The sequence below is a fragment of the Cupriavidus sp. FW305-27 genome (assembly GCF_058787995.1).
This window is the reverse complement of the sequence record NZ_JBYTAG010000025.1, coordinates 44435-66754: the sequence shown is the minus strand read 5'-3', so window position 1 is coordinate 66754 and position 22320 is coordinate 44435. Positions and strand designations below refer to the sequence as shown.

The window sequence follows — 22320 nt, the reverse complement described above, 5'->3', positions numbered from 1 at the left end:
CGCAGAGGGGCCGCGGCAGCCGCCGCGGCCCTGACAAGATTCTGACCCCACCGCAGGGCTGGCGACGCCGCCGGTCCCGCGCAGCATGACCAAGGACGCAACATGGGTAAGGCGACTGGCTTTCTCGAATTTCCGCGCCAGAACGAAGGCTACGAACCGGTAGTCAAGCGCGTGAAGCACTACAAGGAATTCGTGTTCGCGCTGTCCGACAGCGAAGCGAAGATCCAGGGTGCGCGCTGCATGGACTGCGGCATCCCGTTCTGCAACAACGGCTGCCCGGTCAACAACATCATCCCCGACTTCAACGACCTGGTGTACCGCCAGGACTGGAAGTCGGCGATCGAGGTGCTGCACCAGACCAACAACTTCCCCGAGTTCACCGGCCGCATCTGCCCCGCACCGTGCGAGGCCGCCTGCACGCTGGGCATCAATGAACTGCCGGTGGGCATCAAGTCGATCGAGCACGCCATCATCGACAAGGCCTGGGAAGAGGGCTGGGTCAGGCCGCAGCTGCCGCGCCACAAGACCGGCAAGACCGTGGCCGTGGTCGGCTCCGGTCCCGCCGGCATGGCTGCCGCGCAGCAGCTGGCACGCGCCGGCCATGACGTGACCGTGTTCGAGAAGAACGACCGCATCGGCGGCCTGCTGCGCTACGGCATCCCCGACTTCAAGATGGAGAAGACGCTGATCGACCGCCGCATCGAGCAAATGCAGGCCGAAGGCGTGACCTTCCGTCCGGGCGTGATGGTGACCGACGGCGAACTGCCGGCCGGCATCAAGAACTACGCCCGTGAAACCATCTCGGCCCAGGCCCTGATGGACCAGTTCGACGCCGTGGTGCTGGCGGGCGGCTCGGAAGTGCCGCGCGACCTGCCGGTGCCGGGCCGCGACCTGGCCGGCATCCACTTCGCGCTGGAATTCCTGATCCCGCAGAACAAGGAAGTGGCAGGCGACGGCGAAAACGAGATCCGCGCCGAAGGCAAGAACGTGATTGTGATCGGTGGCGGCGATACCGGCTCCGACTGCGTGGGTACGTCCAACCGCCATGGCGCCACCTCGGTGACGCAGTTTGAACTGCTGCCGCAGCCGCCGGAAGAAGAGGACAAGCCGCTGGTGTGGCCGTACTGGCCGATCAAGCTGCGCACCTCGTCGTCGCACGATGAAGGCTGCGAGCGCGACTGGTCGGTCGCCACCAAGGAATTCATCGGCGAGAACGGCAAGGTCACCGCACTGAAGGCCTGCCGTGTCGAATGGAAGGATGGCCGCATGCAGGAAGTCGAAGGCAGCGAGTTCATCCTGCCGGCCGACCTGGTGCTGCTGGCGATGGGCTTTACCAACCCGGTGGGTTCGATGCTGGAAGCGTTTGGCGTGGATACCGATGCGCGCAAGAACGCCAAGGCCTCGACCGAGGGCGAGCGTGCCTACCACACCAACGTGCCCAAGGTGTTCGCCGCTGGCGACGTGCGCCGTGGCCAGTCGCTGGTGGTGTGGGCGATCCGCGAAGGCCGCCAGGCCGCGCGTTCGGTCGATGCCTTCCTGATGGGTCACACCGAACTGCCGCGCTGATTCACCCCGGCAGGAACAAGAAGCCCGCCTGGCGCAAGCCGGCGGGCTTTTTGTCGTCCTCGCGCCGGCGCAGCGCTCAGTCGGCCAGCGTGCGCTCCATCAGCACCGCACTGGCGCCGTAGCTGGCCAGCTTGGGCGCATGGGCGGTGGCCGTGTGCGCCGCCACCGGGACGTATCCGAGCCTGTGCCACCACGGCGCCGCCGACTGCACCGCGATCAGCCGCGAACGCCGCAGCCCCGCCGCGCGCGCGGCCGCCTGTGCCGCGGCGTACAGGCGCGGCGCCAGGCCGGCGCCGCGTCCGGCGGGCGCCACCGCCATGTCGTGCACGAACCAGGTGAGGGCGTCCGGCGCGGCGCCATGGCGCCAGCCGTGGTCGAGCACGCCGTCCAGCGGCGGCAGCGTGGCTTCGGGCCAGGCGTGGGTAAAGAGATAGGCGGCAAGCGCGCCGGGATGTCCGGGATCGTCCGCGACCCAGCAGGTGGCGGGGGACAGCGCCAGCCGGCTTGCCAGCGCGGCCTGGCTCTCCAGCAGGACTTCGGTATAGCAGCTGGCTTGTACCGCCAGCACGGCCGGCAGGTCGGCTGTGACCATCGGCCGCACGGTGAAAATCGTCATCGGCCGATTATAGCCGGCGAGGTCCGTGCATCCTGGCCGCCATGGCGCGTTTGGCAAGGCCTGGCGGGGCCTTCAGGGTTCTCCCGGCTATGGTTTACGTGCCTGTGGTGCCCTGGGCAATGTCCTTACAATTTTCAAAAAACAACTAACGGAAACTGCCTCGCAAATCCTTTTTCCCCAGAACCAGCTTGCCGCCTCCTCAGGGGACCGGCCGGAGGAAATTGATGCCCGAAGTGCGCAATTTGTCGCGGCTTTGGCGAGGTAAAGCGAAGTTCGCGCCGCGCCCCCCAATGGGCGCAGTCCGGCGCTGGCTCCGGTCTTTCCTGTGCCTGTACGCCCTGGGGTGTGCCACGCTGGCGCTTGCGGTGCCAGCCATGCCGGCGCATGCGGGGACCCAGCAGCTCGCCCGCAGCATGTCGTTCCCCGACCGCCCGATGCGCCTGATCGTGCCATTCCCGGCCGGCGGTGTTGCCGATGCGGTGGCGCGCATGCTGGCCGAGCGCCTCTCCGTCCGGCTGGGCGTGCCGGTGGAGGTCGACAACCGGCCCGGCGCCGCCGGCACCATCGCCGGCGACGTGGTCGCCAAGGCCAGCTCCGATGGCCACACCCTGTTGTTGCACCAGGCCAATATGCTGATCCAGCCCGGACTGGAGCCGGTGCCGTACGACGTCGTGCGCGATTTCACGCCGGTTGCGCGCGTGGCCACCACGCCGCTGTTCCTGGTGATCGATGCCCGGCTGCCCATGCGCACGCCGGAGCAATGGATGACCGCGGTCAGGTCGAACCCGGGCTCCTACAGCTATGGCTACGGCCAGCCGGGCAGCCCCTCCCACCTGTACGCCGAGTACGCGGTGCGCGGCATCCGCAGCGGCGTGCCGCTGGTCACCGCCAAGGGTGAGGCCGCCGTGGTCCAGGAGATGCTGGCCGGCCGCGTCAGTGCCTGTTTCTGTTCGTTTGCCGCGGTCCAGGGCCAGGTCAGAAGCGGCGGGCTGCGCCTGCTCGGGGTGACGGGCGTGGCCCGCTCGCCGCTGGCGCCGCTGGTGCCGACGCTGCAGGAGTCGGGGCTGGAAGGCTATGCCGCGGCTGCCTGGTTTGGCGTGATGGCGCCGGCCAAGACCCCGCGCGCGATCGTCGCCAGGCTGGCGGTCGAACTCGACGCGGTCATGTCCGAGCGCGAGGTGCGTTCGCGTCTGCAGGCGGCGGGGGTCACGCCGCTGCGCGATTCGCCGGAGGCGTTTGCCACCGCGATCCGCTCGGAATCTATCCAATGGCAGGTGATCCTGAAGGACGTCTCGCCGATACAGGAGCCTTGAGCAGCAAAGGGATGGGCAGGTTTGGGGGGCTAGGGCAAGTCTGAGAGGCTCCCCCGACGGGGGCATGTGGCGCGGGGCACACGGGCGCCAGCAGGGCTAGGTAGTACACCTTATAATGCGCGACTGTCCTGACCGGTGCCAACGTGACCGATTCTGCTCAAAACCTCGTCGAACTGACTGCGGTGGACTTCGCCTATGCGGACCACGGCAAGCCGATCCTGTCCGGCCTGACCATGCAATTCCCGCGTGGCAAGGTGATTGCGGTGATGGGCGGCTCGGGTTGCGGCAAGACCACGGTGCTGCGGCTGATCGGCGGCCAGGTCCGTCCTCAGGCAGGCACGGTCAGCTTTGCCGGCACCGATATCCACACGCTGGATACCCGCGGCCTGTACGCGGTGCGCCGCCAGATGGGCATGCTGTTCCAGTTCGGTGCGCTGTTTACCGACCTGTCGGTGTTCGACAATGTGGCGTTCCCGCTGCGCGAGCACACCGACCTGCCCGACTCGATGATCCGCGACCTGGTGCTGATGAAGCTCAACGCGGTCGGCCTGCGCGGCGCGCGCGACCTGATGCCGGCGCAGATCTCGGGCGGCATGGCGCGGCGCGTGGCGCTGGCGCGCGCGATTGCGCTGGACCCGGCGCTGCTGATGTATGACGAGCCCTTTGCCGGGCTGGACCCGATCTCGCTCGGGCTGACCGCGCGCCTGATCCGCAGCCTGAACGACGCGCTGGGCGCCACCACGATCATCGTCTCGCACGACGTGCACGAGACCTTCCAGATCGCCGACTACGTCTATTTCATTGCCGACGGCCGCATCGTCGCGCAGGGCGAGCCCGAGGCGCTGCGCGCCTCCACCGACCCGTTCGTGCACCAGTTCGTCCATGCCGAGGCCGACGGCCCGGTGCCGTTCCACTACGCCGGACCTTCGCTGGCCGAGGATTTCGCCGGAGGTGTGCGGTGACGGACTTCTTTATCACCATCGGCGCGGCCGTGCGCCGCAGCGTGTCGGGGCTGGGCCGCGCCACGCGCATGTTCCTGACACTGCTGGGCCTGTCGCCGGCGCTGCTGCGCCGCTTCCGCCTGGTGACCGACCAGGTCTTCTTCGTCGGCAACCTGTCGCTGGTGATCATCGCGGTGTCGGGCCTGTTCGTGGGCTTCGTGCTTGGCCTGCAGGGCTACTACACGCTGAACCGCTACGGGTCCGAGCAGGCGCTGGGGCTGCTGGTGGCCTTGTCGCTGGTGCGCGAGCTGGGCCCGGTGGTGACCGCGCTGCTGTTCGCCGGCCGCGCCGGCACCTCGCTGACGGCCGAGATCGGCCTGATGAAGGCGGGCGAGCAGCTGACGGCCATGGAAATGATGGCGGTGAACCCGCTGCAGCGCGTGATCGCGCCGCGCTTCTGGGCAGGCGTGATCGCCATGCCGGTGCTGGCGGCGATCTTCAGCGCGGTCGGCATCCTGGGCGGCTACGTGGTGGGCGTGCAGTTGATCGGCGTCGACGCCGGCGCCTTCTGGTCCCAGATGCAGGGCGGCGTCGACGTGCGCGCCGACGTGCTCAATGGCGTGATCAAGAGCTTTATCTTTGGCATCGCCGTGACGTTTATTGCCCTGTACCAGGGCTTCGAGGCCAAGCCCACGCCGGAAGGCGTCTCGCGCGCGACCACCCGCACCGTGGTGATTGCGTCGCTGGCCGTGCTGGGGCTGGATTTCCTGCTGACCGCGCTGATGTTCAGCAACTGACGCGGGCCATACCAACGACAAGACAGCGACAAGAACACTACGGGGTTGAAGAAAGAGATTCCAATGAAAAAGAACGCACTCGATTTCTGGGTGGGGCTGTTCGTGGCGGCGGGGTTCGTCGCCGTGCTGTTCCTGGCCCTCAAGGCCGGGAACATGAGCGCCTTTTCCTTCCAGGACACCTACAGCGTGCAGGCGCGCTTTGACAACATCGGCGGGCTCAAGCCGCGCGCGCCGGTCAAGAGCGCGGGCGTGGTGGTCGGCCGCGTGGCGGCGATCCGCTTCGACGACAAGACCTACCAGGCCACCGTCGAGATGAGCCTGGAGAAGCGCTACCAGTTCCCCAAGGACACCTCGGCCAAGATCCTGACATCCGGATTGCTCGGCGAGCAGTACATCGGCCTCGAAGCCGGCGGCGACACCGCCATGCTGGCCGAAGGCGCGCGCATCACCATGACGCAGTCGGCCGTGGTGCTGGAAAACCTGATCGGCCAGTTCCTGTACAACAAGGCGGCAGATGCCGGCGGCGGTGCGCCGGCCGGTGCCAGCGCGCCGGCGCCGGCAGGGGACCTCAAATGAGCGCTGCGCCATCGTTCTGCAAGGGCCTGGCCGCAGTCGCTGCCGCGGCCGTGCTCGCCGGTTGCGCCACTGGCCCCACCGCCAATCCGAAAGACCCGCTGGAGCCGTTCAATCGCGAAGTCTCGAAGATCAACGAGGACTTCGACAAGGGCATCCTGCGCCCGGTGGCCCAGGTCTATGCCGACTACATGCCCACGCCGGTGCAGCGCGCGGTGGAGAACTTCTTCTCCAACGTGAGCGATGTCTACTCGGCGGCGAACAACCTGCTGCAGGGCAAGCCCACCCGCGCCGCCGAGGACACCATGCGCGTGGCCATGAACACCGTGCTGGGGATCGGCGGCCTGATCGACATCGCCACCCCGGCCGGCCTGCCCAAGTACAAGGAAGACTTTGGCCAGACGCTGGGCGTGTGGGGCGTGCCGCCCGGGCCGTACCTGGTGCTGCCGCTGTTCGGGCCCAGCACCGTGCGCGACACCGGCGGCATGCTGGTGGACCGCAGCTTCGACCCGTCGGCCTATCTCTATCCGGTATCGCTGCGCAATTCACTGACCGGCGTGCGCATCGTTGCCGGCCGGGCGCAGCTGCTCGGCGCCAGCAACCTGCTGGAGCAGGCGGCGCTGGACAAGTACTCGTTCCTGCGCGATTCCTACCTGCAGCGGCGCCAGTACCTGGTCTACGACGGCAACCCGCCCGACGGCGACGAGGATGCGGACAGCGCCCCGGAGACCCCGACGGCGCGCCCTGAAGCCCCTGCCGGGACCGAAGGTGAAAAGCCCGCCACGCCCGCCACGCCCGCCACGCAGCCCGCAGCACCGGCTCCTCCCGCGCCGCCGGCCGACGCCTCGGCCCCGGCCGCCACCCAGGCCCAGCCTGCGCAGACGCCCTCGGGCGACCTGCAGCCTGAGAGCCAGAGCCTGCCGATACCACCCATGGACCCGATGCAGCGGATCGTGCCGGGGGTCCGTATCCGCTGACCCTGCGAGGCGCGGGCGGCTCCAGGCCCACGCCAGGCTGTGAATGCCCTGTGAGGGCTGAAACAATTTGTTTGTAAGTAGCGGAAAAGGCGCTTGTGGGTGCAACCACCGCCCCGCGCTTATGTTCCAATCTCCGCAAGGCCGCGCGCCAGCCATGGCGCCTGGCCAGTTCGCCCTCGGCGAAGAACGTCTTTGATAAAGAAGGAAAATCCATGATAAAGCGACTGTTGGCCCCCTTCCTTACGGTAGTTGCCTTCGCAGGCGCGGCGCATGCCCAGGTGGCGGCCCAGGACGCGGCCACCCCGGACGGGCTGGTCAAGGCCGTGGTCAGCGACGTGATGACCACCGTCAAGGCCGACAAGGACATGCAGGCCGGCAATATCGGCAAGATCACCGCGCTGGTCGAGCAGAAGATCATCCCCAACGCCAACTTCCAGAAGACCACGCAGATCGCCATGGGGCGCAACTGGTCCAAGGCCACGCCCGAGCAGCAGAAGCAGATCACCGAGGAGTTCAAGACCCTGCTGATCCGCACCTATGCCGGCGCCATTGCCCAGATCCGCGACCAGACCGTGCAGTACCGCCCGTACCGCGGCACGGCTGAGGATACCGATGCCACCATCCGCACCCAGGTCGTCAACAAGGGCGAGCCGATCCAGATGGACTACCGTCTGGAAAAGACCGCCCAGGGCTGGAAGGTCTATGACATCAACGTGCTGGGCGCCTGGCTGACCGAAGCCTACAAGGGCAGCTTCAACACCATTGTCGGCCAGCAGGGCGTCGAGGGCGTGATCAAGACGCTGCAGGACCGCAACCGCCAGCTGGCCAGCGCCAAGAGCTGAGGCGCCTGCCCAACGGTGCGCCGCTGCAACGCAGCACGGCGCACCGATCTGCTCTACAATGGCCGCTCGCGGCACAGACTCCCGCCTGACGTGCGGGAGTCGTCGTTTTTGCCACTGTATTCAAGCTACCGATCCCCAGGCCACGCATCCATGCTCTCGCTAGGTACCTCGCTGACCAACCAGAACGCCGCCGCCGTGCTGCGTGACGGGCTGGCGCGCCTGGCGCAGGGCGAGGTGCAGGTCGACTGCACCGGCCTGGCGCAGGTGGATTCCTCCGCGGTCGCCGTGCTGCTGGCATGGAACCGCGCCGCCGCCGCGCGCAACCAGGCGCTGTCGCTGCGCGGCGTGCCGCCGCAGCTGTCGCAACTGGCCAGCCTGTACGGCGTGGACGGTCTGCTGGGCCTGGCCCCAGCAGCCGCAGCGCAGGGGCACCACCACCGACATTGATCCGGCATCGCCGGTCGCCAGCACGGCGGCCGCCCGCGATGCCGCGGCGACGGCCCTGCGCGGTCGCCGAGCCCCTGGGGGCGGATCAAGCGGGACCATCCCCGCATCCCCTATAATTCCGGGTTGTTCGCCCATCCCCCCGCCTGCTACCGGTTCATGCCATGCCGGGCCAGGAAGTCCGGGCACGCAGTTGCTCCCCAATTCCCGGCGGCTGGCCCTGAAAATGCCGAACCCGCCACAAACAATCGGCCATGAAAGCCATTGAAATCCACGACGTTCGCAAGCGCTACCGCAACCTGCAGGCGCTCAAGGGCGTCAGCTTCACCGTCGAACGCGGCGAATTCTTCGGCCTGCTCGGGCCCAACGGCGCCGGCAAGACCACGCTGATCTCGATCCTCGCCGGCCTGAACCGCGCCGATTCCGGCCGCGTCAGTGTGCTTGGCCACGATGTCGTTGCCGACTACCGGATGGCCCGGCGTATGCTGGGCGTGGTGCCGCAGGAACTGGTGTTCGATCCGTTCTTCACGGTGCGCGAGACGCTGCGGCTGCAGTCGGGCTACTTTGGCCTGACCCGCAACGACGACTGGATCGACGAGATCATGGCCAACCTGGACCTGACCGGGAAAGCCGACGCCAATATGCGCCAGCTCTCGGGCGGCATGAAGCGGCGCGTGCTGGTGGCGCAGGCGCTGGTGCACCGCCCGCCGGTGATCGTGCTGGACGAGCCCACCGCCGGTGTGGATGTGGAACTGCGCCAGACGCTGTGGAAATTCATCTCGCGCCTGAACCGGGAAGGGCACACCATCATCCTGACCACCCACTACCTGGAAGAGGCCGAGGCCCTGTGCGACCGCATCGCCATGCTCAAGTTCGGCGAGGTGGTGACGCTGGACCGCACCAGCAACCTGCTGACGCAGTTTGCCGGCCTGCAGCTGGTGCTGACCTTTGCGCGCGGCGTCCTGCCGCCGGCGCTGGAGCCGTTGCGCATGCCGGCCAACCCCGGCGAGCGCGCGGTACGCCTGCGGTTGTCGGGCTACCAGGCGGTTGAACCGATCCTGGCCGCCTGCCGCGAAGCGGGCTGTGACATCGAAAACATGGAAATCAACAAGGCCGACCTCGAGGACGTATTTGTGCAGATCATGCGCCGCGAGGGGCATATGCCCGGTGCGCTGCCCGATCCGGCGATGGAGGCCGTGGCATGAAGCAGCCTGGCGATATCGAGGTCCTGGACGACTCCGGCCTCGGGCCGATGGCCGTGGGCGGCCTGGTGGGTTTCCGCACCCTGCTGTACAAGGAAGTGCTGCGTTTCTGGAAGGTGAGCTTCCAGACCGTGGCCGCTCCGGTGCTGACCGCGGTGCTGTACCTGCTGATCTTCGGCCATGTGCTGGAAGACCGGGTCAAGGTCTATGACCAGATCAGCTACACCGCCTTCCTGGTGCCCGGCCTGGTGATGATGAGCGTGCTGCAGAACGCGTTTGCCAACAGCTCGTCATCGCTGATCCAGTCCAAGATCACCGGCAACCTGGTGTTCGTGCTGCTGCCGCCCTTGTCGCACTGGGAAATGTTCGGCGCCTATGTGGTGGCCTCGGTGATCCGCGGGCTGACCGTGGGCCTGGGCGTGCTGCTGGTGACGGCGTGGTTTGCCAACCTGCATTTTGCCAATGTGGGCTGGATCCTCGTCTTTGCGCTGCTTGGTGCGGGCATCCTAGGCACGCTGGGCCTGATCGCCGGCATCTGGGCCGAGAAATTCGACCAGCTGGCCGCGTTCCAGAACTTCCTGATCATGCCGGCAACTTTCCTGTCCGGCGTGTTCTATTCGATCCATTCGCTGCCCGCCTTCTGGCAGGCGGTGTCCCATGCCAATCCGTTCTTCTACATGATCGACGGCTTCCGCTATGGCTTCTTCGGCGTCTCGGACGTGTCGCCGCTGTTCAGCCTGGCGGTGGTCGGATCGGCGTTCGTGGTGCTGGCCGCGCTGGCGCTGCGCTTGCTGAAGTCCGGATACAAGCTGCGCCACTGAACTGTGGCCGGCCATACTGAATCACGCTGAAGAGAACCCCATGCTGCCTACACCGGAACAAGTCAGGGATTACATTGCCCAAGGACTGCCCTGCGAACATCTGCAAGTCGAGGGCGATGGCCAGCACTTCTTTGCCACCATCGTCAGCGCCGAATTTGAAGGCAAGCGGCTGATCCAGCGCCACCAGCGCGTCTATGCCGCGCTGGGCGACCGCATGCGTGCCGAGATCCACGCGCTGTCGATGAAGACGCTGACGCCTGCCGAGTGGCAGGCGGGCGAAGGCAAGTAAGCCCCGCCAACATGCGCCGCGCCACCCGCGCGGCCCCAGAACCATGACGCCGGGCGCGTGCCCGGCTCCAGACGACAGAACATGGACAAATTCCAGATCCACGGCAATGGCCCGCTGAAGGGCGAAATCCGCGTGTCGGGCGCGAAGAACGCAGCCCTGCCGATCCTGTGCGCGGGCCTGCTGACGGCGGATACCGTTTCGCTGGACAACGTGCCTAACCTGCAGGACGTGCGCACCACCCTCAAGCTGCTGCGCCAGATGGGCATGCAGGCCGAGCTGGATGGCGCCCGCGTGACCCTGAACGGCGCCGACGTCAACGTGCTCGAGGCCCCGTACGAGCTGGTCAAGACCATGCGCGCCTCGATCCTGGTGCTGGGCCCGCTGGTGGCGCGCTTCGGCGAGGCCCGCGTGTCGCTGCCCGGCGGCTGCGGCATCGGCGCGCGCCCGGTCGACCAGCACATCAAGGGCCTGCAGGCGATGGGCGCCGAGATCACCATCGAACACGGCTTTATCCATGCGCGGGCCAAGCGCCTGAAGGGCGCGCGCGTGGTCACCGACATGATCACCGTGACCGGCACCGAGAACCTGCTGATGGCCGCCACGCTGGCCGAAGGCGAGACCGTGCTGGAAAACGCCGCGCGCGAGCCCGAGGTGACCGACCTGGCCCAACTGCTGGTCAAGATGGGCGCGAAGATCGAAGGCATCGGCACCGACCGCCTGGTAGTGCAGGGCGTGGAGCGCCTGCATGGCGCCAGCCACAGCGTGATCGCCGACCGCATCGAGGCCGGTACCTTCCTGTGCGCCGCCGCCGCGACGCTGGGCGACCTGGTGCTGCGCGGCGTGCAGCCGGACATCCTCGACACCGTGCTCGACAAGCTGCGCGAAGCCGGCGCAAAACTCGAGACCGGCGCCGACTGGATCCGTCTGGCCATGCCGCAACGCGCCAAGGCCGTGAGTTTCCGCACCTCGGAATACCCGGCCTTCCCGACCGATATGCAGGCGCAGTTCATGGCGCTCAATGCCGTGGCCGAAGGCACCGCGCGCGTGACCGAGACCATCTTCGAAAACCGCTTCATGCACGTGCAGGAACTGAACCGCCTGGGCGCGGACATCGCGGTCGAAGGCAATACCGCGGTGGTCAACGGCGTGCCGCGCCTGTCGGGCGCCAACGTGATGGCGACCGACCTGCGCGCCTCGGCCAGCCTGGTGATCGCCGGCCTGGTGGCCGATGGCGAGACCGTGATCGACCGCATCTACCACCTGGACCGCGGCTACGACCGCATGGAAGACAAGCTGTCGGCAGTGGGCGCGAAGATCCGCCGCATTGCCTGAGGAAGTCCGATGAGCCCCACTTTCAACGCATCGCCCAACCAGCTGACGCTGGCGCTGTCCAAGGGCCGCATCTTCACCGAGACGCTGCCGCTCCTGGAAGCCGCCGGCATCCGCGTCACCGAGGACCCCGAGACCTCGCGCAAGCTGATCCTGCCGACCTCCGATCCGGCCGTGCGCGTGGTGATCGTGCGCGCCTCGGACGTGCCGACCTACGTCCAGTATGGCGCCGCCGATTTCGGCGTGGCCGGCAAGGACGTGCTGATGGAAAGCGGCATGGCCGGCCTGTATGCGCCGATCGACCTGAACATCGCGCGCTGCCGCATGTCGGTGGCGGTGCCGGCCGGGTTTGACTACGCCAACGCGGTGCGCCAGGGCGCGCGCCTGGCCGTGGCCACCAAGTATGTGCAGACCGCGCGCGAGCATTTTGCGAAAAAGGGCGTTCACGTCGACCTGATCAAGCTGTACGGTTCGATGGAGCTGGGCCCGCTGGTGGGCCTGTCCGACGCCATCGTCGACCTGGTCAGCACTGGCAGCACGCTGCGCGCCAACAACCTGGTTGAAGTCGAAGAGATCGTGCAGATCTCGTCGCGGCTGGTGGTGAACCAGGCCGCGCTCAAACTCAAGCGCGAGCGGCTTGCGCCGATTCTCGACGCATTCGAACGGGCTTCGGCGGCGCTGGCGTAAGGCCACACCAGGCCCGCGCCGACTGAGAGGAAAGTAGTCATGAACGCAACCGAAATGGAAAACCTGCCGATCCGCCGGCTCGATTCCAGCAAGCCTGGCTTTGCCGAGGCGCTGCGCCAGGTGCTGGCCTTCGAGGCTGGCGAGGACGAGGCCATCGATCGCGCCGCCGCGCAGATCCTGGCTGATGTGAAGGCGCGCGGGGATGCCGCGGTGCTGGAATACACCAGGCGCTTCGACCGCGTGGAAGCGTCGTCGATGGGCGCGCTGGAGGTATCGCAGCAGCAGCTCGAAGCCGCGCTCGAAGACCTCGAACCCAAGCGCCGCGCCGCGCTGGAGGCCGCCGCCGCGCGCGTGCGCGCCTACCACGAGAAGCAGAAGATCGAATGCGGCAGCCACAGCTGGGAATACACCGAGGCCGACGGCACCATGCTGGGCCAGAAGGTGACGCCGCTGGACCGCGTCGGCATCTACGTGCCGGGCGGCAAGGCCGCGTATCCGTCGTCGGTGCTGATGAACGCGATCCCGGCGCGCGTGGCGGGCGTGAAGGAAATCATCATGGTCGTGCCCACGCCGGGCGGCGTGCGCAATGAGCTGGTGCTGGCCGCCGCGCAGATCGCCGGCGTCGACCGCGTGTTCACCATCGGCGGCGCCCAGGCGATTGGCGCGCTGGCCTACGGCACGGCGACGCTGCCGCAGGTCGACAAGATCGTCGGCCCGGGCAATGCCTATGTGGCCGCGGCCAAGCGGCGCGTGTTCGGCACCGTCGGCATCGACATGATTGCCGGCCCGTCCGAGATCCTGGTGATCTGCGACGGCACCACCGACCCCGACTGGGTGGCGATGGACCTGTTCTCGCAGGCCGAGCACGACGAACTGGCGCAGTCGATCCTGCTGTGCCCGGACGCCGGCTATATCGCCCGCGTCGAAGCCAGCATCCAGCGCCAGCTTGGCACCATGCCGCGGCGCGAGGTGATTGCCGCCTCGATCTCCGGCCGTGGCGCGCTGATCAAGGTGCGCGACATGGAAGAGGCCTGCGAGATCGCCAACGCGATCGCGCCCGAGCACCTGGAGATCTCGGCCGAGAACCCGCGCCAGTGGAGCGAAAAGATCCGCCACGCCGGCGCCATCTTCCTGGGCCCCTATACCAGTGAGTCGCTCGGCGATTACTGCGCGGGCCCGAACCACGTGCTGCCGACCTCGCGCACCGCGCGCTTCTCTTCGCCGCTGGGCGTCTATGACTTCCAGAAGCGTTCGAGCCTGATCGAAGTGAGCGAGGGCGGGGCGCAGATGCTCGGCCAGATCGCCGCCGAGCTGGCCTATGGCGAAGGCCTGCAGGCCCACGCCCGCAGCGCGGAATATCGTTTCACCAAACGCAGTTGATCTACTGACCCACGCTGCCTGATAAGGCAGCCAACTTAGGAGTTCCCATGCCAGCCGTAGAGCCCTCCCTGATCGAACGCATCATCCGTGACGACGTACGCGCCATGGGCGCCTACCACGTGCCGGATTCGCACGGTCTGGTCAAGCTCGACGCAATGGAGAACCCGTACCGGCTGCCTCCCGCTCTGCGCCGCGAACTGGCCGAGCGCCTGGGCGAGGTTGCGCTGAACCGCTACCCGGTGCCCAGCAGCGAAGCGCTGCGCGCCAAGCTGAAGACCGTGATGCAGGTGCCGGCCGGCATGGACGTGCTGCTCGGCAATGGCTCGGACGAGATCATCAGCATGCTGGCGCTGGCCGCGGCCAGGCCCGGCGCCAAGGTAATGGCGCCGGTGCCGGGCTTCGTCATGTACGCAATGTCGGCGCAGTTCGCCGGCCTGCAATTCGTCGGCGTGCCGCTGCGCGCGGACTTCACGCTCGACCGCGCCGCCATGCTGGCGGCGATGGCCGAGCACCAGCCCGCCATCATCTACCTGGCGTACCCGAACAACCCCACCGGCAACCTGTTCGATGCCGCCGACATGGAGGCCATCGTCCGCGCCGCCCAGGGCGAGGTCTGCAACAGCCTGGTGGTGGTGGACGAGGCCTACCAGCCGTTCGCGCAGCACAGCTGGATGCCGCGCCTGACGGAATTCGGCAACCTTTTGGTGATGCGCACCGTATCCAAGCTGGGCCTGGCCGGCATCCGCCTGGGCTACCTGGCCGGCGCGCCCGAATGGCTGTCGCAGCTGGACAAGGTGCGCCCGCCGTACAACGTCAACGTGCTGACCGAAGCCGCCGCGCTGTTCGCGCTGGAGCACGTGTCGGTGCTGGACGAACAGGCCGCCCAACTGCGCGACGAACGCGCCCGTGTGGCCGAAGGCATGGCCGCGAATGCGGGCGTGACGGTGTTCCCCAGCGCCGCCAATTTCCTGCTCGCGCGCGTGCCGGATGCCGCACAGACGTTCGACCGGCTGCTGGCCCGCAAGGTATTGATCAAGAACGTGAGTAAAATGCACCCGTTGCTGGCCAATTGTCTGCGCGTCACGGTCAGCACCCCCGAAGAAAACGCGCAGTTCCTTGAGGCATTCGCAGCGTCGCTGCAGGATTAACACCATGCGTGTTGCAGAGGTCACCCGCAATACTTCGGAAACGCAAATTCGCGTTTCCCTGAATCTCGACGGCAGCGGCCGCCAGAAACTGGCGTCCGGCGTGCCGTTCCTTGACCACATGCTGGACCAGATCGCCCGGCACGGCATGTTCGACCTGGAGGTCGAAGCCACCGGCGACACGCATATCGACGACCACCACACGGTGGAAGACGTGGGCATCACGCTCGGCCAGGCGGTTGCCAGGGCCATCGGCGACAAGAAAGGCATCACCCGCTACGGCCACAGCTATGTGCCGCTGGACGAATGCCTGTCGCGCGTGGTGATCGATTTCTCCGGCCGTCCCGGCCTGGAATTCCACGTGCCGTTCACGCGTGCGCGCGTGGGCAGCTTCGACGTGGACCTGACCATCGAGTTCTTCCGCGGCTTCGTCAACCATGCGGGCGTGACCCTGCATATCGACAACCTGCGCGGCATCAATGCCCACCATCAGTGCGAAACCGTGTTCAAGGCCTTTGGCCGGGCATTGCGCATGGCGGTGGAGCTGGACCCGCGCGCGGCGAACACGATCCCGTCGACCAAGGGTACGCTCTGACCTTTCCACCACGGTAGGCGTGCCGGCTGGTTGCGGCGCCCGCTGACCTTCCAAGCCTGAACCTGGCCAGCGATGCTGGCGACCCGCAACCGATGGATACGCTCAAGTCGTTTATTTCGCTGCTGGCGCTGATCAACCCGATCGGGGCGATCCCGTTCTTCATCAGCCTGACCAGCCTGCAGACGGAAGCGGAAAAGCTGCGTACCATCAAGATCGCATCGGTTTCGGTGGCGATCGTGGTGGCGGTGTCGGCCTTGCTGGGGCAGCAGATCATCGAGTTCTTCAATATCTCGGTGGCGTCGCTGCAGGTGGGTGGCGGGCTCATCATGATCATGATGGCCATGAACATGCTGAACGCGCAGACCAGCCGCACCAAGGCCACGCCGGAAGAAGAGGACGAGGCCGAGGTAAAGTCCAGCATCGCGGTGGTGCCGCTGGCGCTGCCGCTGCTGACCGGGCCGGGCTCGATCAGCACGGTGATCGTCTATGCCGGCAAGACCCAGCACTGGTACCAGTTGCTGATCCTGGTCGGCCTGGGCGTGGTGATCGGTGCGGTGGTGTACCTGGTGTTCCGCGCGGCCGACCCGATCGCCCGGGTCATCGGCCGCACCGGCATCAATATCGGCACGCGCCTGATGGGGCTGATCCTGTCGGCGCTGGCCGTGGAATTCATTGTGGACGGGCTGAAGACATTGTTGCCTGTTTTGAAATCATGACTACCATAGCAATTGTGGATTACGGCATGGGCAACCTGCGCTCGGTGGCGCAGGCGCTGCGTGCCGCGGCGCCGGAAGCGGACGTGCGCGTGGTGGATGCCCCCGAAGGCATCCGCTCGGCGGACCGCGTGGTGCTGCCCGGCCAGGGCGCGATGCCCGACTGCATGTCGGCGCTGGGCGCGTCCGGGCTGCAGGAGGCGGTGGTGCAGGCCGCCGCCAGCAAGCCGATGCTGGGTGTGTGCGTGGGCGAGCAGATGCTGTTCGAGTTCAGCACCGAAAGCCGGGCCGGCGCGGACCGTACGCCGGCGCTGGGCCTGATGCCCGGCCAGGTGGTGCGCTTTGCGCTGGACGGCATGACGCAGCCCGACGGCTCGCGCTACAAGGTGCCGCAGATGGGTTGGAACCGGGTGCGCCAGGCCAGGCCTCACCCGCTGTGGGACGGTATCCCGGACGACAGCTGGTTCTATTTCGTCCACAGTTACTATGTGCAGGCGCAGGACCCGGCCCATGTTGCCGGTGAAACGGAATACGGAGTCGTATTTACCAGCGCGGTAGCGCGCGATAATATTTTCGCGACGCAGTTCCACCCCGAGAAGAGCGCGGCCCTGGGCCTGCAGCTGTACCGGAACTTCGTCCACTGGAAGCCCTGACCCGATTCGTTTTTTTACCGATCATCGACCGCTAACTCGACCCGTCACCCGACCTGTTTCCGATCGACTATCGACCCGACCTGACCGGCAGCGCCGGTCTCGCTCAATCTCTATCACTCAACCACGCTCGTCACGCATATGTTGCTCATTCCGGCCATCGACCTGAAGGACGGTCAGTGTGTACGCCTCAAACAAGGCGACATGGACCAGGCCACCGTCTTTTCCGAAGATCCCGCCGCCATGGCACGCCACTGGGTGGAGCAGGGCGCCCGCCGCCTGCACCTGGTGGACCTGAATGGCGCGTTCGTGGGCAAGCCCCGCAACGAGGAGGCCATCAAGGCCATCATCGCCGAGGTCGGCGACGAGATCCCGGTGCAGCTGGGGGGCGGCATCCGCGACCTGAACACCATCGAACGCTGGCTGGATGACGGGCTGTCGTACGTCATCATCGGCACCGCCGCGGTGAAAAACCCCGGTTTCCTGAAGGATGCCTGCTCGGCCTTCGGCGGCCATATCATCGTCGGCCTGGATGCCAGGGACGGCAAGGTAGCGACCGACGGCTGGAGCAAGCTGACCGGCCACGAGGTGGCGGACCTGGCACGCAAGTATGAAGACTACGGCGTCGAGGCCATCATCTACACCGATATCGGCCGCGACGGCATGCTGCAGGGGATCAATATCGATGCCACCGTCAAGCTGGCGCAATCGATGTCGATCCCGGTGATCGCCAGCGGCGGGCTGTCCAACCTGGCCGACATCGACAATCTCTGCGCGGTCGAGGGCGAAGGTGTCGAAGGCGTCATTTGCGGCCGCGCGATCTACTCCGGGGATCTCAACTTTGCCGCCGCGCAGGCACTGGCGGACAAGCTGCGCGACGGGCAATAAGGCAACGCGCCGCGGGCGCAGCCGCCGCCAGACTGGAGCTGGCGGCGGACAAGGAATCTCATGCTAGCCAAACGTATCATCCCCTGCCTGGACGTGACCAACGGGCGGGTGGTCAAGGGCGTCAACTTTGTCGAGCTGCGCGACGCGGGCGATCCCGTGGAAATCGCGCGCCGCTACGATGAGCAGGGCGCCGATGAAATCACATTCCTGGACATCACCGCGACCAGCGACGGGCGTGACCTGATGCTGCACATCATCGAGGATGTGGCTTCGCAGGTCTTTATTCCGCTGACGGTGGGTGGCGGCGTGCGCACGGTCGAAGACGTGCGGCGCCTGCTCAATGCCGGCGCGGACAAGATCAGCGTCAATTCGTCGGCCATCGCCAATCCGCAGCTGGTGTCGGATGCGACTGCCAAGTACGGCTCGCAATGCATCGTGGTGGCGATCGACGCCACGCGCAGTTCCGCCCCGGGCGAAGCGCCGCGCTGGGAAGTCTTCACCCACGGCGGGCGCAAGGCCACCGGGCTGGATGCGGTCGAATGGGCGCGCGAGATGGCCGCGCGCGGCGCCGGCGAGATCCTGCTGACCAGCATGGACCGCGACGGCACCAAGAGCGGTTTCGACCTGGAACTGACCCGCGCCGTCAGCGACGCGGTGCCGGTGCCGGTAATCGCCTCGGGTGGCGTCGGCGGCCTGCAGGACCTGGCCGATGGCATCACCCGGGGCCGCGCCGACGCGGTGCTGGCCGCCAGCATCTTCCACTACGGGCAACACACCGTGGGCGAAGCCAAGGCATTCATGGCCCGCGAGGGCATTCCCGTGCGGATCTGATCATGGCAAAGAAGTGGCTCAACAAGGTCAAATGGGACGATAACGGCCTGGTGCCGGTGATCGTGCAGGAAGTCGGCTCGAACGACGTGCTGATGTTCGCGTTCATGAACCGCGACGCGCTGCAGCGCACCGTGGAGCTGGGCGAGGCCGTGTTCTGGTCGCGCTCGCGCAAGCGCCTGTGGCACAAGGGCGAAGAGTCCGGCCATGTGCAGAAGGTGCACGAGATCCGCCTGGACTGCGATGAAGACGTGGTGCTGCTCAAGGTGACCCAGATCGACAATATCGCCTGCCATACCGGGCGCCATTCCTGCTTCTTCCAGAAGTTCGAGGGCGATGTGGAAGTCGGCGACTGGCAGACAGTCGAGCCGGTGCTGAAGGACCCTGCCCAGATCTACACCAAGCCATGAGCGACAACCAACTCAGCAGCAATGATGTCCTGGCGCGCCTGGCCGAAGTGCTGGAATCGCGCAAGCCCGCCAACGGCGGCGACCCTGACAAATCCTATGTGGCGCGCCTGTTCAGCAAGGGCGACGACGCCATCCTGAAGAAGATCGGCGAGGAAGCCACCGAGACCGTGATGGCCGCCAAGGACGCGCGCGCCGCCGGGCAGACTGGCGCCGAGGCCGGCAAGGTGGTTTATGAAGTGGCCGACCTGTGGTTCCACAGCATGGTATTGCTGGCCAACTTCGGCCTGACGCCGGCGGATGTGGTCAACGAGCTCGCGCGGCGCGAGGGGCTGTCCGGCCTCGAGGAAAAGGCCCGGCGCAAGGACTAGCTGGCGCAGGCGCCGGCCGGTCTTCCGCCTGCCCGCAAGGCAGGCTTCTAACCAAGGGCAATGATGGCGAACGACTACACCGGGCAGGTCACCACCCCCAGCGGCGAGCAGTTGAGCAGCCTGCGCAAGCTGCTGCACATCCTGTATGCCCTGTATGCGATCTTCTGGCTGACCGGCGGCATCACCGCGCTGATCGCCATCGTGATCGACTACGTCAAGCGCGACGACGCGCGCGGCTCGCTGTATGCCTCGCACTTCGCCTGGCAGATCCGCTCGTTCTGGTGGTCGGTGGTGTGGGGCGTGCTGGGCGGGGTGCTGTTCGCGACAGTCGTGCTGATGCCGCTGGCCTTTGCCGTCTGGGGCGTGCTGTCGCTGTGGATGCTGTATCGTATCGTCAAGGGCTGGCTGTACCTGAATGACAGCAAGCCGATGTACCCGGATCAGCAGTTCTGATCCCGGGCAGGCCGGGCGCGTGAAGCTGACACCGGGTGCCGCGGCCGTCGCAATGAAATCTTCATGAACGCTCAGGATAATTGCATCTTCTGCAAGATCGTGGCCGGCCAGCTACCGTCGCGCAAGGTCTACGAAGACGACGATATGGTGGCCTTCCACGATATCCATCCCAAGGCACCAGTACACTTGCTGGTCGTTCCCAGGTCGCATGTCGACTCGCTGGCCGATTGCGGCGCCGGCGAAGGGGAGCTGCTTGCTAGAATGATGCTGAAGGTGCCTGAACTGGCGCGGGCGGCAGGCTGTGCCAACGGATTCCGGACGGTGATCAACACCGGCCCGGACGGCGGCCAGGAGGTCTACCACCTGCATCTCCATGTGTTGGGCGGGCCGCGCCACGAGTGGAAGGGACCGCTGCCCTGACCGGCAGCTTTTGGCATGGGAGTGTCCGCGGCGGCAACGCCTCGGGCAGAAGCTGCGTCGGCAACCGTCGCCCGGCGCGGCCATAACGGGACGGAACAACGGGTCCGGGCATATCTGATTGCGCCCGCGGCTTCATCAGGAGCAAGAAATGGGTTCGTTTAGCATTTGGCACTGGCTGATCGTGCTGGTGATCGTCATGCTCGTGTTCGGCACCAAGAAACTGCGCAATATCGGCCAGGACCTGGGCGGCGCGGTCAAGGGCTTCAAGGACGGCATGAAGGACGGCGAGGGCAAGGCTGCCGCCGATCCCGCCCAGTCCAAGGAACTGCGCGACTCCACCACCATCGACGTCGAAGCCAAGGAAAAGACCCGCCAGCAGTAATCCGGCGGTGTGCCATCCCTTCTACGCAAACCTCGCTGCCTGCGTGTCGTCCCGCGCCTGCGCTTTTCCGCATGTTGTCCGCATGATGTGTCCGCATGATTGATCTCGGCATTTCCAAGCTGGCGCTGATCGGCGCCGTGGCACTGATCGTGATCGGTCCCGAACGGCTGCCCAAGGTTGCGCGCACTGTGGGCGCGCTGGTCGGCCGGGCGCAGCGCTACATCAACGACGTCAAGGCCGAAGTCAGCCGCGAGGTTGAACTGGAAGAACTGCGCAAGATGCGCACGGAATTCGAGGACGCCGCGCGCGATGTCGAGCGCACCATCCATAAGGAAGTCAACGAGCAGACCCAGGCGCTGAACGAAGCCCTGGGCGGTGCCGAGGGAACCAGCGGCGGCGGTAGCGCCGACGCCGGCGGCGGCTTCGTGCCAAGCTGGGATGCGGCCCACAAGGCGCACAACGGGCGCAAGAGCTGGCGCGTCAAGCAGGGCGCCCGCCCGCTCTGGTTCAAGCGCCAGCACAATGTCCGCGTCTGGGTGCAGTCGGGCGCGGCGCGCGTCAAGCGCCACCGGCCGGTCACCCGGCCATCCCGATCCTTCTTCGAGTGAGCATGCGCCGCGGCATCACCTTGCCGGCCGTCGTTCCGGCCGCTGCCGTCGTGGCTGCAGTCCTGGTTGCATTCGCGCGCCGCCGCGTTGCGGCCCCATCGATCCACCTTGCCAGCCCCCGCGGCTGAGCGGTTCACGCCATGAGCGACACCCGGTCCCCAGATCCCCAAGACCCGCAAGACGAGTCGCAGCAGGAAACCTTTATTTCCCACCTGGTCGAACTGCGCCAACGCCTGGTCAAGGCGGTGGCCGGCATCATCCTGGTCTTCGTCAGCCTGGTCTACTGGGCCCCGGTGATTTTCAATCTGTTTGCCGCGCCGCTGATGGAGTCGCTGCCCAAGGGCGGCAAGATGATCGTGACCGATGTCACCGGCTCGTTCTTCGTGCCGATGAAAGTCACCTTGCTGGTGGCCTTCCTGATCGCGCTGCCGTGGGTGCTGTACCAGGTCTGGCAGTTTGTCGCGCCCGGCCTGTACCAGCATGAGAAACGCCTGATCCTGCCGCTGGTATCGAGCAGCTATTTCCTGTTCCTGTGCGGCGTGGCGTTCGCGTATTTCCTGGTGTTCCCCACGGTGTTCCATTTCATGGCGCACTACAACGCCCCGCTGGGGGCGGAGATGTCGACTGACATCGACAAATACCTCAGCTTTGCCATGACCACTTTCCTGGCCTTCGGCATCACCTTCGAGGTGCCGGTGGTGGTGATCGTGCTGGTGCGCTTTGGCGTGGTGGAGCTGGAAAAGCTCAAGCAGATCCGCCCCTATGTGATCGTGGGGGCCTTCATCATCGCTGCCATCGTGACCCCTCCCGATGTGCTGTCGCAGCTGCTGCTGGCCGTGCCGCTGGTGGCGCTTTATGAACTCGGACTGCTGCTGGCGCGCTTTGTCGGCCGTCCGTCACCTGAAGCGACTGCTTCAGGGGAAACGCAGCCCGACTAATTCGGCTGAGGTAGGTCTTTCGTATCTGCTAATCCCCGTTTTTGCACCAAAACGGGGATTTTCCCTCCCATTCCTGTTGCTCCCCCACAACAAAAACCGCCAGTAAGCATGGTTTACGCCGAAAAAGCCTTCTGACGGCCGGGGG

At 66.4% G+C, this 22320-nt stretch carries 28 protein-coding genes; 27 read left to right on the top strand and 1 reads right to left on the bottom strand.

From position 1 onward, the window contains the following. The first annotated feature begins 102 nt into the window (after positions 1–102). The gene (locus AC3WRI_RS14405; protein WP_010812346.1) at positions 103–1566 is read left to right on the top strand and encodes a glutamate synthase subunit beta; all 1464 of its coding nucleotides are present in this window, start codon (positions 103–105) and stop codon (positions 1564–1566) included. 76 nt (positions 1567–1642) lie between these two features. On the opposite strand, the gene AC3WRI_RS14400 is transcribed toward AC3WRI_RS14405, so the two are convergent. Continuing rightward, positions 1643–2182, bottom strand: a complete 540-nt coding sequence (locus AC3WRI_RS14400) for a GNAT family N-acetyltransferase (protein ID WP_011616147.1) — start codon at positions 2180–2182, stop codon at positions 1643–1645. Positions 2183–2406: 224 nt separating this feature from the next. On the opposite strand from AC3WRI_RS14400, the gene AC3WRI_RS14395 reads away from it, so the two are divergent. The 26 genes from AC3WRI_RS14395 to tatC all read left to right on the top strand — a co-directional run bounded on the left by AC3WRI_RS14395 (position 2407) and on the right by tatC (position 22175). Next, positions 2407–3495, top strand: coding sequence for a Bug family tripartite tricarboxylate transporter substrate binding protein (locus AC3WRI_RS14395; protein ID WP_037023841.1), 1089 nt, complete (start codon positions 2407–2409; stop codon positions 3493–3495). A 143-nt stretch (positions 3496–3638) separates the two neighbouring features. Next, positions 3639–4457 (top strand): ABC transporter ATP-binding protein, encoded by an 819-nt coding sequence (locus AC3WRI_RS14390; RefSeq protein WP_010812343.1) that lies wholly within the window; start codon positions 3639–3641, stop codon positions 4455–4457. Beyond that, on the top strand, positions 4454–5233 hold the full coding sequence (gene mlaE, locus AC3WRI_RS14385; protein ID WP_010812342.1) for a lipid asymmetry maintenance ABC transporter permease subunit MlaE: 780 nt from the start codon (positions 4454–4456) through the stop codon (positions 5231–5233). The genes AC3WRI_RS14390 and mlaE overlap by 4 nt, the downstream gene beginning before the upstream one ends. 63 nt (positions 5234–5296) lie before the next feature. Beyond that, the gene (gene mlaD, locus AC3WRI_RS14380; RefSeq protein WP_010812341.1) at positions 5297–5809 is read left to right on the top strand and encodes an outer membrane lipid asymmetry maintenance protein MlaD; all 513 of its coding nucleotides are present in this window, start codon (positions 5297–5299) and stop codon (positions 5807–5809) included. Further along, on the top strand, positions 5806–6783 hold the full coding sequence (locus tag AC3WRI_RS14375) for an MlaA family lipoprotein (RefSeq protein WP_492293456.1): 978 nt from the start codon (positions 5806–5808) through the stop codon (positions 6781–6783). Before mlaD ends, AC3WRI_RS14375 begins: the two co-directional genes overlap by 4 nt. 212 nt (positions 6784–6995) lie before the next feature. Next, positions 6996–7625, top strand: a complete 630-nt coding sequence (locus AC3WRI_RS14370; RefSeq protein ID WP_492293455.1) for an MlaC/ttg2D family ABC transporter substrate-binding protein — start codon at positions 6996–6998, stop codon at positions 7623–7625. A gap of 114 nt (positions 7626–7739) precedes the next feature. Next, entirely contained in the window at positions 7740–8072 is a 333-nt protein-coding gene (locus AC3WRI_RS14365) for an STAS domain-containing protein (RefSeq protein ID WP_492293462.1), read from the top strand. 251 nt (positions 8073–8323) lie between these two features. After that, entirely contained in the window at positions 8324–9274 is a 951-nt protein-coding gene (locus AC3WRI_RS14360) for an ABC transporter ATP-binding protein (RefSeq protein WP_010812337.1), read from the top strand. Beyond that, positions 9271–10092: an ABC transporter permease gene (locus AC3WRI_RS14355; RefSeq protein WP_011616143.1), complete on the top strand. Its 822-nt coding sequence runs from the start codon at positions 9271–9273 to the stop codon at positions 10090–10092. The genes AC3WRI_RS14360 and AC3WRI_RS14355 overlap by 4 nt, the downstream gene beginning before the upstream one ends. 40 nt (positions 10093–10132) lie before the next feature. After that, entirely contained in the window at positions 10133–10381 is a 249-nt protein-coding gene (locus tag AC3WRI_RS14350) for a BolA family protein (protein ID WP_010812335.1), read from the top strand. Positions 10382–10462: 81 nt separating this feature from the next. Next, positions 10463–11713 (top strand): UDP-N-acetylglucosamine 1-carboxyvinyltransferase, encoded by a 1251-nt coding sequence (murA, locus tag AC3WRI_RS14345; protein ID WP_011616142.1) that lies wholly within the window; start codon positions 10463–10465, stop codon positions 11711–11713. Positions 11714–11722: 9 nt separating this feature from the next. Continuing rightward, positions 11723–12397, top strand: a complete 675-nt coding sequence (hisG, locus tag AC3WRI_RS14340) for an ATP phosphoribosyltransferase (RefSeq protein ID WP_010812333.1) — start codon at positions 11723–11725, stop codon at positions 12395–12397. A 39-nt stretch (positions 12398–12436) separates the two neighbouring features. After that, the gene (hisD, locus tag AC3WRI_RS14335; protein WP_010812332.1) at positions 12437–13777 is read left to right on the top strand and encodes a histidinol dehydrogenase; all 1341 of its coding nucleotides are present in this window, start codon (positions 12437–12439) and stop codon (positions 13775–13777) included. Positions 13778–13824: 47 nt separating this feature from the next. Further along, a complete protein-coding gene (gene hisC / locus AC3WRI_RS14330; protein ID WP_010812331.1) occupies positions 13825–14925 on the top strand; it encodes a histidinol-phosphate transaminase in 1101 nt (366 codons plus the stop codon). 4 nt (positions 14926–14929) lie between these two features. After that, positions 14930–15517 carry an imidazoleglycerol-phosphate dehydratase HisB gene (gene hisB / locus AC3WRI_RS14325; protein ID WP_010812330.1) on the top strand — a complete coding sequence of 196 codons (588 nt, stop codon included), beginning with the start codon at positions 14930–14932 and terminating at the stop codon, positions 15515–15517. Between the two features lie 92 nt (positions 15518–15609). Further along, positions 15610–16233, top strand: a complete 624-nt coding sequence (locus AC3WRI_RS14320) for a YchE family NAAT transporter (RefSeq protein ID WP_010812329.1) — start codon at positions 15610–15612, stop codon at positions 16231–16233. After that, entirely contained in the window at positions 16230–16883 is a 654-nt protein-coding gene (hisH, locus tag AC3WRI_RS14315; RefSeq protein ID WP_010812328.1) for an imidazole glycerol phosphate synthase subunit HisH, read from the top strand. The genes AC3WRI_RS14320 and hisH overlap by 4 nt, the downstream gene beginning before the upstream one ends. A gap of 138 nt (positions 16884–17021) precedes the next feature. Continuing rightward, entirely contained in the window at positions 17022–17768 is a 747-nt protein-coding gene (hisA, locus tag AC3WRI_RS14310; RefSeq protein WP_010812327.1) for a 1-(5-phosphoribosyl)-5-[(5-phosphoribosylamino)methylideneamino]imidazole-4-carboxamide isomerase, read from the top strand. A 60-nt stretch (positions 17769–17828) separates the two neighbouring features. Next, complete coding sequence (hisF, locus tag AC3WRI_RS14305) at positions 17829–18599, top strand: imidazole glycerol phosphate synthase subunit HisF (protein ID WP_492293454.1); 771 nt, start codon at positions 17829–17831, stop codon at positions 18597–18599. Between the two features lie 2 nt (positions 18600–18601). After that, the gene (gene hisI / locus AC3WRI_RS14300) at positions 18602–19006 is read left to right on the top strand and encodes a phosphoribosyl-AMP cyclohydrolase (RefSeq protein ID WP_011616141.1); all 405 of its coding nucleotides are present in this window, start codon (positions 18602–18604) and stop codon (positions 19004–19006) included. Then, positions 19003–19374 (top strand): phosphoribosyl-ATP diphosphatase, encoded by a 372-nt coding sequence (locus tag AC3WRI_RS14295; RefSeq protein ID WP_010812324.1) that lies wholly within the window; start codon positions 19003–19005, stop codon positions 19372–19374. The genes hisI and AC3WRI_RS14295 overlap by 4 nt, the downstream gene beginning before the upstream one ends. A 60-nt stretch (positions 19375–19434) precedes the next feature. Continuing rightward, positions 19435–19827 carry a DUF4870 family protein gene (locus AC3WRI_RS14290; protein WP_010812323.1) on the top strand — a complete coding sequence of 131 codons (393 nt, stop codon included), beginning with the start codon at positions 19435–19437 and terminating at the stop codon, positions 19825–19827. Between the two features lie 63 nt (positions 19828–19890). Next, on the top strand, positions 19891–20247 hold the full coding sequence (locus AC3WRI_RS14285; RefSeq protein ID WP_011616140.1) for a histidine triad nucleotide-binding protein: 357 nt from the start codon (positions 19891–19893) through the stop codon (positions 20245–20247). A 148-nt stretch (positions 20248–20395) separates the two neighbouring features. After that, positions 20396–20629 carry a Sec-independent protein translocase subunit TatA gene (tatA, locus tag AC3WRI_RS14280; RefSeq protein WP_010812321.1) on the top strand — a complete coding sequence of 78 codons (234 nt, stop codon included), beginning with the start codon at positions 20396–20398 and terminating at the stop codon, positions 20627–20629. A 95-nt stretch (positions 20630–20724) separates the two neighbouring features. Then, positions 20725–21237 (top strand): Sec-independent protein translocase protein TatB, encoded by a 513-nt coding sequence (gene tatB / locus AC3WRI_RS14275; RefSeq protein WP_010812320.1) that lies wholly within the window; start codon positions 20725–20727, stop codon positions 21235–21237. 140 nt (positions 21238–21377) lie between these two features. Further along, positions 21378–22175, top strand: a complete 798-nt coding sequence (tatC, locus tag AC3WRI_RS14270) for a twin-arginine translocase subunit TatC (protein WP_010812319.1) — start codon at positions 21378–21380, stop codon at positions 22173–22175. Positions 22176–22320 lie beyond the last annotated feature (145 nt).

Bases quoted from the DNA above. Each gene is read 5' to 3' on its own strand.
- mlaD (WP_010812341.1), top strand. From the start codon at position 5,297: ATGAAAAAGAACGCACTCGATTTCTGGGTGGGGCTGTTCGTGGCGGCG.
- AC3WRI_RS14295 (WP_010812324.1), top strand. From the start codon at position 19,003: ATGAGCGACAACCAACTCAGCAGCAATGATGTCCTGGCGCGCCTGGCC.
- hisD (WP_010812332.1), top strand. From the start codon at position 12,437: ATGAACGCAACCGAAATGGAAAACCTGCCGATCCGCCGGCTCGATTCC.
- hisB (WP_010812330.1), top strand. From the start codon at position 14,930: ATGCGTGTTGCAGAGGTCACCCGCAATACTTCGGAAACGCAAATTCGC.
- hisF (WP_492293454.1), top strand. From the start codon at position 17,829: ATGCTAGCCAAACGTATCATCCCCTGCCTGGACGTGACCAACGGGCGG.
- murA (WP_011616142.1), top strand. From the start codon at position 10,463: ATGGACAAATTCCAGATCCACGGCAATGGCCCGCTGAAGGGCGAAATC.
- AC3WRI_RS14400 (WP_011616147.1), bottom strand. From the start codon at position 2,182: ATGACGATTTTCACCGTGCGGCCGATGGTCACAGCCGACCTGCCGGCC.
- tatA (WP_010812321.1), top strand. From the start codon at position 20,396: ATGGGTTCGTTTAGCATTTGGCACTGGCTGATCGTGCTGGTGATCGTC.
- AC3WRI_RS14350 (WP_010812335.1), top strand. From the start codon at position 10,133: ATGCTGCCTACACCGGAACAAGTCAGGGATTACATTGCCCAAGGACTG.
- hisC (WP_010812331.1), top strand. From the start codon at position 13,825: ATGCCAGCCGTAGAGCCCTCCCTGATCGAACGCATCATCCGTGACGAC.
- AC3WRI_RS14360 (WP_010812337.1), top strand. From the start codon at position 8,324: ATGAAAGCCATTGAAATCCACGACGTTCGCAAGCGCTACCGCAACCTG.
- tatB (WP_010812320.1), top strand. From the start codon at position 20,725: ATGATTGATCTCGGCATTTCCAAGCTGGCGCTGATCGGCGCCGTGGCA.
- AC3WRI_RS14405 (WP_010812346.1), top strand. From the start codon at position 103: ATGGGTAAGGCGACTGGCTTTCTCGAATTTCCGCGCCAGAACGAAGGC.
- tatC (WP_010812319.1), top strand. From the start codon at position 21,378: ATGAGCGACACCCGGTCCCCAGATCCCCAAGACCCGCAAGACGAGTCG.
- hisH (WP_010812328.1), top strand. From the start codon at position 16,230: ATGACTACCATAGCAATTGTGGATTACGGCATGGGCAACCTGCGCTCG.
- AC3WRI_RS14375 (WP_492293456.1), top strand. From the start codon at position 5,806: ATGAGCGCTGCGCCATCGTTCTGCAAGGGCCTGGCCGCAGTCGCTGCC.
- AC3WRI_RS14320 (WP_010812329.1), top strand. From the start codon at position 15,610: ATGGATACGCTCAAGTCGTTTATTTCGCTGCTGGCGCTGATCAACCCG.
- hisG (WP_010812333.1), top strand. From the start codon at position 11,723: ATGAGCCCCACTTTCAACGCATCGCCCAACCAGCTGACGCTGGCGCTG.
- AC3WRI_RS14355 (WP_011616143.1), top strand. From the start codon at position 9,271: ATGAAGCAGCCTGGCGATATCGAGGTCCTGGACGACTCCGGCCTCGGG.
- AC3WRI_RS14290 (WP_010812323.1), top strand. From the start codon at position 19,435: ATGATGGCGAACGACTACACCGGGCAGGTCACCACCCCCAGCGGCGAG.
- AC3WRI_RS14370 (WP_492293455.1), top strand. From the start codon at position 6,996: ATGATAAAGCGACTGTTGGCCCCCTTCCTTACGGTAGTTGCCTTCGCA.
- hisA (WP_010812327.1), top strand. From the start codon at position 17,022: ATGTTGCTCATTCCGGCCATCGACCTGAAGGACGGTCAGTGTGTACGC.
- AC3WRI_RS14395 (WP_037023841.1), top strand. From the start codon at position 2,407: ATGCCCGAAGTGCGCAATTTGTCGCGGCTTTGGCGAGGTAAAGCGAAG.
- hisI (WP_011616141.1), top strand. From the start codon at position 18,602: ATGGCAAAGAAGTGGCTCAACAAGGTCAAATGGGACGATAACGGCCTG.
- AC3WRI_RS14285 (WP_011616140.1), top strand. From the start codon at position 19,891: ATGAACGCTCAGGATAATTGCATCTTCTGCAAGATCGTGGCCGGCCAG.